Annotated in this window: 7 protein-coding genes and 1 rRNA gene; 3 read left to right on the top strand and 5 right to left on the bottom strand. The window is 72.1% G+C overall.

Annotated features, from left to right (window positions below; genetic code table 11):
- The first annotated feature begins 162 nt into the window (after positions 1-162).
- Positions 163-279, top strand: a 5S ribosomal RNA gene (gene rrf / locus ACYVMZ_RS06280).
- 91 nt (positions 280-370) lie between these two features.
- On the opposite strand, the gene ACYVMZ_RS06275 is transcribed toward rrf, so the two are convergent.
- Genes ACYVMZ_RS06275 through ACYVMZ_RS06255 form a run of 5 tightly spaced genes read right to left on the bottom strand, consistent with a single transcriptional unit; the run spans position 371 to position 5,999 of the window.
- On the bottom strand, positions 371-1,681 hold the full coding sequence (locus ACYVMZ_RS06275) for a DUF58 domain-containing protein (RefSeq protein WP_461076239.1): 1,311 nt from the start codon (positions 1,679-1,681) through the stop codon (positions 371-373).
- On the bottom strand, positions 1,681-2,670 hold the full coding sequence (locus ACYVMZ_RS06270) for an AAA family ATPase (protein WP_461076376.1): 990 nt from the start codon (positions 2,668-2,670) through the stop codon (positions 1,681-1,683). Before ACYVMZ_RS06270 ends, ACYVMZ_RS06275 begins: the two co-directional genes overlap by 1 nt.
- Positions 2,670-3,863 carry a DUF4350 domain-containing protein gene (locus tag ACYVMZ_RS06265; RefSeq protein ID WP_461076237.1) on the bottom strand — a complete coding sequence of 398 codons (1,194 nt, stop codon included), beginning with the start codon at positions 3,861-3,863 and terminating at the stop codon, positions 2,670-2,672. Before ACYVMZ_RS06265 ends, ACYVMZ_RS06270 begins: the two co-directional genes overlap by 1 nt.
- Entirely contained in the window at positions 3,860-4,642 is a 783-nt protein-coding gene (locus tag ACYVMZ_RS06260) for a DUF4129 domain-containing protein (protein ID WP_461076235.1), read from the bottom strand. The genes ACYVMZ_RS06265 and ACYVMZ_RS06260 overlap by 4 nt, the downstream gene beginning before the upstream one ends.
- Positions 4,643-4,646: 4 nt before the next feature.
- Positions 4,647-5,999 carry a DUF7544 domain-containing protein gene (locus ACYVMZ_RS06255; RefSeq protein ID WP_461076233.1) on the bottom strand — a complete coding sequence of 451 codons (1,353 nt, stop codon included), beginning with the start codon at positions 5,997-5,999 and terminating at the stop codon, positions 4,647-4,649.
- A gap of 140 nt (positions 6,000-6,139) precedes the next feature.
- On the opposite strand from ACYVMZ_RS06255, the gene mtnA reads away from it, so the two are divergent.
- Positions 6,140-7,288, top strand: a complete 1,149-nt coding sequence (mtnA, locus tag ACYVMZ_RS06250; protein ID WP_461076231.1) for an S-methyl-5-thioribose-1-phosphate isomerase — start codon at positions 6,140-6,142, stop codon at positions 7,286-7,288.
- Positions 7,289-7,430: 142 nt separating this feature from the next.
- On the top strand, positions 7,431-8,120 hold the full coding sequence (gene mtrA / locus ACYVMZ_RS06245) for a two-component system response regulator MtrA (RefSeq protein ID WP_003975799.1): 690 nt from the start codon (positions 7,431-7,433) through the stop codon (positions 8,118-8,120).
- The last annotated feature ends 1 nt before the right edge of the window (position 8,121 follow it).

Genomic DNA, 8,121 nt, shown 5'->3' with positions numbered 1-8,121 from the left:
TGGGTTGATAGGCCGGATATGGAAGCATCGTAAGGTGTGGAGTTGACCGGTACTAATAGGCCGAGGGCTTGTCCATAGATGCTCGCGTCCACTGTGTTGGTTCTGAAACCACGAACAACCCCATGCCTGGTGGCGTGGTGCTGGTTGTCAGTTTCATAGTGTTTCGGTGGTCATAGCGTGAGGGAAACGCCCGGTTACATTCCGAACCCGGAAGCTAAGCCTTACAGCGCCGATGGTACTGCAGGGGGGACCCTGTGGGAGAGTAGGACGCCGCCGAACAATTCTTGAGAAAACCCCCGGCCGGGGATACCGGTTCGGGGGTTTTCTGCGTTTGTGGTATTCGGAAGGCCGTATGGCCCTCGCCGTTGAGTTACAGACGTCCCGCCGTCTTCAGAGCGAGGTATGCGTCGGCCAGTGCCGGTGCCAGTTCCTCCGGGGTCGCGTCCACGACCGTGACTCCGTGGCGGCGGAGTTGTTCCGCTGTGCGGTGGCGTTCGGTTTGGGCTTGTGCGGCGGCTGCGGCCTCGTACACGGCGTCGGTGTTGCCGCGTGCCTTCGCCATCTGTGAGACGTGGGGGTCTGCCACCGAGGCCAGCAGGACTGTGTGGCGCTGGGTGAGTTGAGTGAGGACGGGGAGGAGGCCCTCCTCGATGGGGGCCGTGTCGAGGGTCGTGAGCAGCACGATCAGGGAGCGGCGGGGGGCCGTACGGAGTGCTGTGGATGTGAGGCCGCGGGCGTCCGTTTCGACGAGTTCCGGTTCGAGCGTGGCCATGGCGTTGACCAGCGACGGGAGGACGTCGCCTGCCGCACGGCCCTGGACGAGGGCGCGGATGCGGCGGTCGTAGGCGAGGAGGTCGACGCGGTCGCCGGCGCGGGATGCGAGGGCCGCGAGGAGCAGGGCCGCGTCCATGGAGGCGTCGAGGCGGGGGGCATCGCCGACGCGGCCTGCGGAGGTGCGGCCGGTGTCGAGGACCAGGAGGATGTGGCGGTCGCGCTCGGGGCGCCAGGTGCGTACGGCGACGGACGACTGGCGGGCCGTGGCGCGCCAGTCGATCGATCGGGTGTCGTCGCCGGGAACGTACTCGCGCAGGCTGTCGAATTCCGTGCCCTCGCCGCGTGTGAGCAGGCTGGTGCGGCCGTCCAGTTCGCGCAGGCGGGCCAGCTTGGAGGGCAGGTGCTTGCGGCTGGTGAACGGGGGCAGGACGCGTACCGTCCAGGGGACCTTGTGAGTGCCCTGGCGCGAGAACAGGCCGAGCGGGCCGTACGAGCGGATGGTGACCCGGTCGGCCTGGTGGTCGCCTCGGCGGGTGGGGCGTAGGCGGGTCGTGACGCGTCGGCGTTCGCCGGGCGGGACGGTCACGCGGTGGCGGGAGGCCGTCGTTTCCGTGCCTTTTTGCCAGCTGCTGGGGGGCCAGGCGTCGCGCAGGTGGGCGCGGAGCGGGCGGCGGGACGGGTTGATGATCGTGAGGGTGACGTCCGCCGTGTCGCCGAGGCGTACGGAGGTGTCGCCGGAGCGGGTCAGGCCCAGGCGGCGTACGGGAGCCGCCAGGGCGAAGTCGCAGGCGCAGGCCACGGCCAGAGGGCCGTTGACCGCCAGCATGCCCGTCCAGCTGGGTTCCCAGATGCCGACGGGGAGGGAGCCTAGGGCCGCGAGGAGTGCGGCGCGTCCGGTGAGTGCCATCAGCGGGGGACGGGGACGTGGGTGAGGATCGCGTTGATGACGGAGTCGGCCGTCACGCCTTCCATTTCCGCTTCCGGGCGTAGCTGGACGCGGTGGCGGAGAGTGGGGAGGGCCAGGGCTTTGACGTCGTCGGGGATGACGTAGTCGCGGCCTGTCAGCCATGCCCATGCGCGGGAGGTGGCCAGGAGGGCCGTAGCGCCTCGCGGGGAGACGCCGAGGGTGAGGGAGGGCGACTCGCGGGTGGCTCGGCAGATGTCGACCACGTAGGCGGTGATCTCGGGGGAGATCGTCGTCTTGGCGACCGCGGTGCGGGCGGCCTCCAGGTCGGCCGCGTTCGCGACGGGGCGTACGCCGGCGGCGCGCAGGTCGCGCGGGTTGAAGCCCTCGGCATGGCGGGTGAGGACGTTGATCTCGTCTTCGCGGGAGGGGAGGGGGACGGTGAGTTTGAGGAGGAAGCGGTCCAGCTGGGCTTCGGGGAGGGGGTAGGTGCCCTCGTACTCGACCGGGTTCTGGGTCGCGACGACCAGGAACGGGTCGGGGAGCATGCGCGGGGTGCCGTCGACCGTGACCTGGCGTTCCTCCATGGCTTCCAGGAGGGACGACTGGGTCTTCGGGGGCGTGCGGTTGATCTCGTCGGCGAGGAGGAGGTTGGTGAAGACCGGGCCGGGCTGGAAGGAGAACTCGGCGGTGCGGGCGTCGTAGACCAGGGAGCCCGTCACGTCGCTCGGCATCAGGTCGGGGGTGAACTGGACGCGCTTGGTGTCGAGTTCCAGGGCGGCGGCCAGCGCGCGGACGAGGAGTGTCTTGGCGACGCCGGGGACGCCTTCGAGGAGGACGTGGCCGCGGCAGAGCAGGGCGACGACGAGGCCGGTCACGGCGGGATCCTGGCCGACCACGGCCTTGGCGATCTCGGCGCGCAGGGCCTCCAGGGCCGCTCGGGCGTTGCCCGGGTCCCCGGTCTGCCCGGCGTTGTCAGTGGTCGGGTCCATCATGGACGGCGTACCTCTCTTTCGAGGGCGTCGAGTCGGTCGGCGAGTGCGATGAGTGCTGCGTCGTCGCTGGGTGGCGGGCCGAAGAGGAGGGGGTGCAGGGACTGTCCGTCGCCGTGCAGGTGGGCGGACAGCGCGGGGAGCAGGGCCTCGGGCGCGTGCGCCTGGGCCACGGGGACGCCTACCAGGGGGGCGAGGCGGGTGCGAGCGGTGGAGCGAAGAGCGGCGGCGGCGCGGTCGCGGGCGTTCGCCTTGCGGTAGAGGCGGGCGCGGCCTTCGACGGTTTCGGAGGCGCGGATCGCGACGGGGAGTTTTTCGGGCACGAGGGGGCCGAGCCGGCGTGCCCGCCACAGGGCGGCCAGGGCTGCCGCGATGAACAGTTGCAGCGTGCCCCAGAGCCAGCCCGAGGGGATCAGGTCGAAGAAGCTGCGCTCGTCCTCTTCGAGGGCCGAGTCGTCGGAGAGCGAGGGGAGGTACCAGACCAGATGGGGGCGGGAGCCGAGGAGTTGGAGGGCGAGCGAGGCGTTGCCCTGCTCGTCGAGGCGGTCGTTGAGGAGGATGTCGGGCGCGCCGAGGACGACGGTGTCGCCGTCTCCGGAGGGGGCCGGGACGCGCAGCAGGGTGGCCAGGCGCTCGCTGGGGTAGCACTGGTCGGCGTCGAGGTGGGTGGTGGTGTAGCGGACGCCGCCGGTGTCGGCGGTGCCCGCGCGCCGGGCGGCGGGCAGGTCGCAGTCGGGGGAGAGCGTCGAGTCGAGGCTGGTGGCCGGGTCGGCGGTGACGCCGGGGGCGAGCCGTTCTACGGAGGCGCTGCCGGCGGCGACCAGGACGGTCCGGCCGCCGGAGTCGGCGAAACCGGCCTGGAGGCGGGTCTGTTGACTGGGGGTCAGGAGGTCGGGGACGGCGACCAGGAGGGTCGTGTCCGGGCCGGTCGCGGCGGCGGCCTCGTCCAGGGTGGTGACCACGCGCGTGTCCACGCCCCGGTCGGCGAGGAGTTCGGCGACGGCGCGGCTGCCGTAGGGGTCGGCCGAGCGCGGGTCGAGCTCGCCGTGCCGGGCGTCGGAGCGGATCACGGCGATCGCGACGGCCGCCGCGAGGAGCAGGACGACGGCGAGGGCGATGCCTCGGGCGCGGGTCCACACCTGGCGTGCGGTGGGCGAGGCCGAGGTGTTCGGGAGCGTGGCCTCGGTCGTCATCCGGCGGCTCCCTGGCGGGTGTTGGGGGCCGTGCTGGGGGTGCCGGCGCTGCTGCTCGCGAGCTGGGGCCTGGTGCGTTCCAGGTCGCTGTCCAGTTCGGCGATGCGGTGGTACGCCTGCTCGGTCGCCGCCCGGCCGCCGTACGTGACGTCGTCGAACTCCCGGGCCGCGGCGCGCAGTCGGTCGGTGTGGGCGGGCAGGGCCCGGCCGGCTTCCGCGGCTGCCTCGTCCGCGGTGCGGCCGGGGCGGATGTCGAGGAGGGCGCGTTCCTCCAGGGCACGGACGATGGCCCGTATGCGTTCCTGGACGGCCTGGTTCCAGTGGCCCTGGGCGGCGTGTGCCTCGGCGGCCGCGCGGTGTTCGGCGGCGCTGCGGGGGCGGTCGTCGAACAGGGCGGGTGCGGAGGTGGGCTGGCGGCGTGGGGTGCCCAGGCGCCACCACAGGGCACCGAGGACCGCGAGCACGGCGAGGATGATGACGACCAGGCCGAGCGTTCCGCCGGGGGCCGCCGTCGAGGCGGCGCTGAACAGCTTGCCGATCCAGTCCCAGAAGGCGTCCAGGGCACGCTGGAACAGGCTGGGGTCGCTCTCGTGGTACATCCGCTTGGACAGCTCGCGCTCTGCCGCCTCGCGCGCGGGGTCGCGCGGGATGGTGACGGGCGGTTCGTCGGCGGAGCGCGCTTGCGAGAGCACGGAGGTGTCGCCGGCGTGTTGCCATGCCCGTACGGCGGTGCCCGGCAGTCCGGACACCGCTGTGAGAACTCCCCCCAGCGTGCTCACCGCATCAGCTCCCCGGAGTGGCGCCGGGGGTGCCGGAGCCGTGGCCCTGGACACCGGCGGCGCGGGCCAGTTCGAGGTCGAGGGCCTCGCGGCGGATGCGCTGGTCGATGTAGAGGAGCACGGCGACGCCCGCCGTGATCGGGAAGGTGATCATGGAGCCGATCACCGAGCCGATCCCGCTGACGATGAGGAACGTCCAGCCGATGTCGGCGGCGCCGCTGAGGAAACCGGAGACGCCGTCGCCGCTGAGGGCGGCGGCGAGGAAGGTGAACGGGATGACGATGATCGACGCGACGACGTTGGCGATGATCGTGGCGAGCAGCTGAATGCCGAAGACCCGCCACCAGGAGCCGCGGACCAGCTTCGCGGAGCGGCTCATCGCCTTCACGATGCCCTGCTTCTCCAGCATCAGCGCGGGCGAGGACAGCGAGAAGCGGATCATCAGCCACAGCGCGACGACGCCGGCGCCGAGGATGCCCAGGACGGTGAGTGCGACACCGGCGCCGCCCCCGCCCGCGACGGTCACGAGGATGCCGGGCAGGGAGCCCGCGGCGACGATGCCGGCGGTGATGAGCAGCAGCAGGCAGATCAGCCCGAACAGCTTTACGACCTGCGGCCGGGCGTCGCGCCAGGCCTCGCCGAGGGTCACCGACCTGCCGAGCACCGCGCGGCTGGTGACGGTCGTGAGCAGGGCCGTCGCCATGACCGTGCCGACCAGGGAGATCAGGAAGACGACACCGGAGTTAAGCAGCGCGTCGCCCATGGCGCGGCTCAGCTCGTCGAGGGTGGCGCTCGGGTCGTCGACGGCTTCGGAGCTGGTGTTGTCCAGGACCAGGCCCTGGAACAGGACGACGACGATCTCGGTGAGGACGGCGACGGTCAGCGAGATGCCGAGGACCGTGCGCCAGTAGGTGCGCATGGTGGACACGGCGCCGTCGAGTATTTCGCCGACGCCGAGCGGGCGGAGGGGGATCACGCCGGGCTTGGCCGCGGGCGGGGGGCCGCCCCAGCCGCTTCCCCAGGCGCCGTAGCCGCCGGGGCCGCCAGGGCCGCCGTAGCCGCCGGGGCCGGCAGGGGGCTGTGTGCCCCAGCCCGGGCCGGGCGGTGGGGGCGGGGGAGCCTGGCCCGGGCCGGTCGGGCCGGCGGGGCCGGTGGGCGCCGACCACTGGCCGGGTGGCGGCTGCTCCTTGGACCACTTCGGGCCGGGGCCCTGCGGGGGTTGGCCCGGCTGGTCCGGCTGGTCCGCGGGCTGTGCGGGGCCCGGGCGGTCGGCGGGCTCTGCAGGGCCGGACGCGCCCGGCTCCTGCCCTTCGGACGGGGCGGATCCGGGCGAGGCCCAGCCCGGAGTGTCGTTCATCGTCGCTCCTTCACGGTGCCCGTCCGCGGTCGCGGCGGCAGCTTGGCAGCCATCGTGCCATGGGGTGGTCATCGAGGGACCTGGCACGGTAGGGGCTGCATACCTTCAATTGTCCGCGGAAAAAGGGGCAGACTGACCGCATGGCTGATCAGTACGCGCACAGTGGCGAGGACATGCGGCCGACCGAGACCCCGGCGATCCGCTGGGAAGAGCCACCCGAAGGCCCCGTCCTGGTTCTCCTCGACCAGACGAGGCTGCCGGCCGAGGAGGTTGAACTCGTCTGTACGGATGCGCCCGCGCTGGTGGAGGCGATCCGGTCGCTCGCCGTGCGCGGGGCGCCCCTGCTCGGCATTGCGGGGGCGTACGGCGTCGCGCTCGCCGCCGCGCGCGGCTTCGACGTGGACGAGGCCGCGAACGCGCTGGCGAGTGCCCGGCCGACCGCGGTGAACCTCGCCGTCGGGGTGCGCCGCGCCCACTCCGCCTACCATGCCGCGCTCGCCAAGAGCGGCACTCCCCGGCAGGCGGCGGGGGCCGCGCTGGCGGCGGCGCGGCAGCTGCACCGTGAGGACGCCGAGGCCAGTGCCCGGATGGCCGAGCACGGGCTGGCGCTGCTGGACGAGCTGCTGCCCGGTGGCGGGCACCGAATCCTCACACACTGCAACACCGGGGCGCTGGTGTCGGGTGGGGAGGGCACGGCGTTCGCCGTGGCGCTCGCCGCGCACCGGGCCGGGCGGCTGCGCCGGCTGTGGGTGGACGAGACGCGTCCACTGCTGCAGGGCGCTCGTCTCACGGCGTACGAGGCGGCCCGCAGAGGCATGGCGTACACGCTGCTCACCGACAACGCGGCGGGGTCGCTGTTCGCGGCCGGTGAGGTGGACGCGGTGCTGATCGGGGCGGACCGGATCGCGGCCGACGGCTCGGTGGCGAACAAGGTGGGGAGCTATCCGCTCGCGGTGCTCGCGCGCTACCACCATGTGCCGTTCATCGTGGTGGCGCCGGTGACGACGGTGGATCCGGACACGCCGGACGGGGCGTCCATCGAGGTGGAACAGCGGCCCGGTCACGAGGTGACCGAGGTGACGGCGCCTCAGGTGCCCGTGGCCGGTGCGGAGGCGGGCGGCGGGATTCCGGTCGCGCCGCTGGGGACCCAGGCGTACAACCCCGCGTTCGACGTGACCCCGCCCGAACTGGTCACGGCGATCGTCACCGAGGAGGGCGCCGTGTCGCCGGTGACCGCCGAGGCGCTGGCCGAGCTGTGTGCCCGGTCACGTCATGTGACGACCGGTTGACGGGGCGGCGTCGGCCGGGACCGACGAGGACGGACCTTCCCGACGGCCACGGGCGAGGGCAGACAGTAGCGACGTCGTACGACTATCGTCACTGGCCGGTGACGTACCTCACCACTGCCTTCGCCACCGTTATGAGAATGGGATGATGTCGTTTATGAAGGGACGAGTCCTTGTCGTCGACGACGACACCGCACTGGCCGAGATGCTCGGCATCGTGCTGCGTGGTGAAGGTTTCGAGCCGTCTTTCGTAGCCGACGGCGACAAGGCGCTGGCCGCTTTCCGTGAGACCAAGCCCGACCTGGTGCTGCTCGATCTGATGCTGCCGGGCCGGGACGGTATCGAGGTGTGCCGCCTGATCAGGGCGGAGTCCGGGGTGCCGATCGTGATGCTCACGGCCAAGAGCGACACCGTCGATGTCGTCGTGGGCCTCGAGTCGGGGGCCGACGACTACATCGTCAAGCCGTTCAAGCCGAAGGAGCTGGTCGCGCGTATCCGGGCGCGGCTGCGCAGGTCGGAGGAGCCGGCGCCGGAGCAGCTCGCCATCGGCGACCTCGTCATCGACGTGGCCGGTCACTCCGTGAAGCGGGACGGGCAGTCGATCGCGCTGACGCCGCTGGAGTTCGACCTGCTGGTCGCGCTCGCGCGCAAGCCGTGGCAGGTGTTCACGCGTGAGGTATTGCTGGAGCAGGTGTGGGGCTACCGCCACGCGGCGGACACCCGCCTGGTCAACGTGCATGTGCAGCGGCTGCGTTCCAAGGTCGAGAAGGACCCGGAGAAGCCCGAGATCGTGGTGACCGTCCGTGGTGTCGGTTACAAGGCAGGACCGAGCTGAC

It is taken from the genome of Streptomyces deserti, from assembly GCF_054782695.1.
The sequence above is the reverse complement of the archived record's forward strand: the minus strand, read 5'-3'. Positions and strand labels throughout refer to the sequence as shown.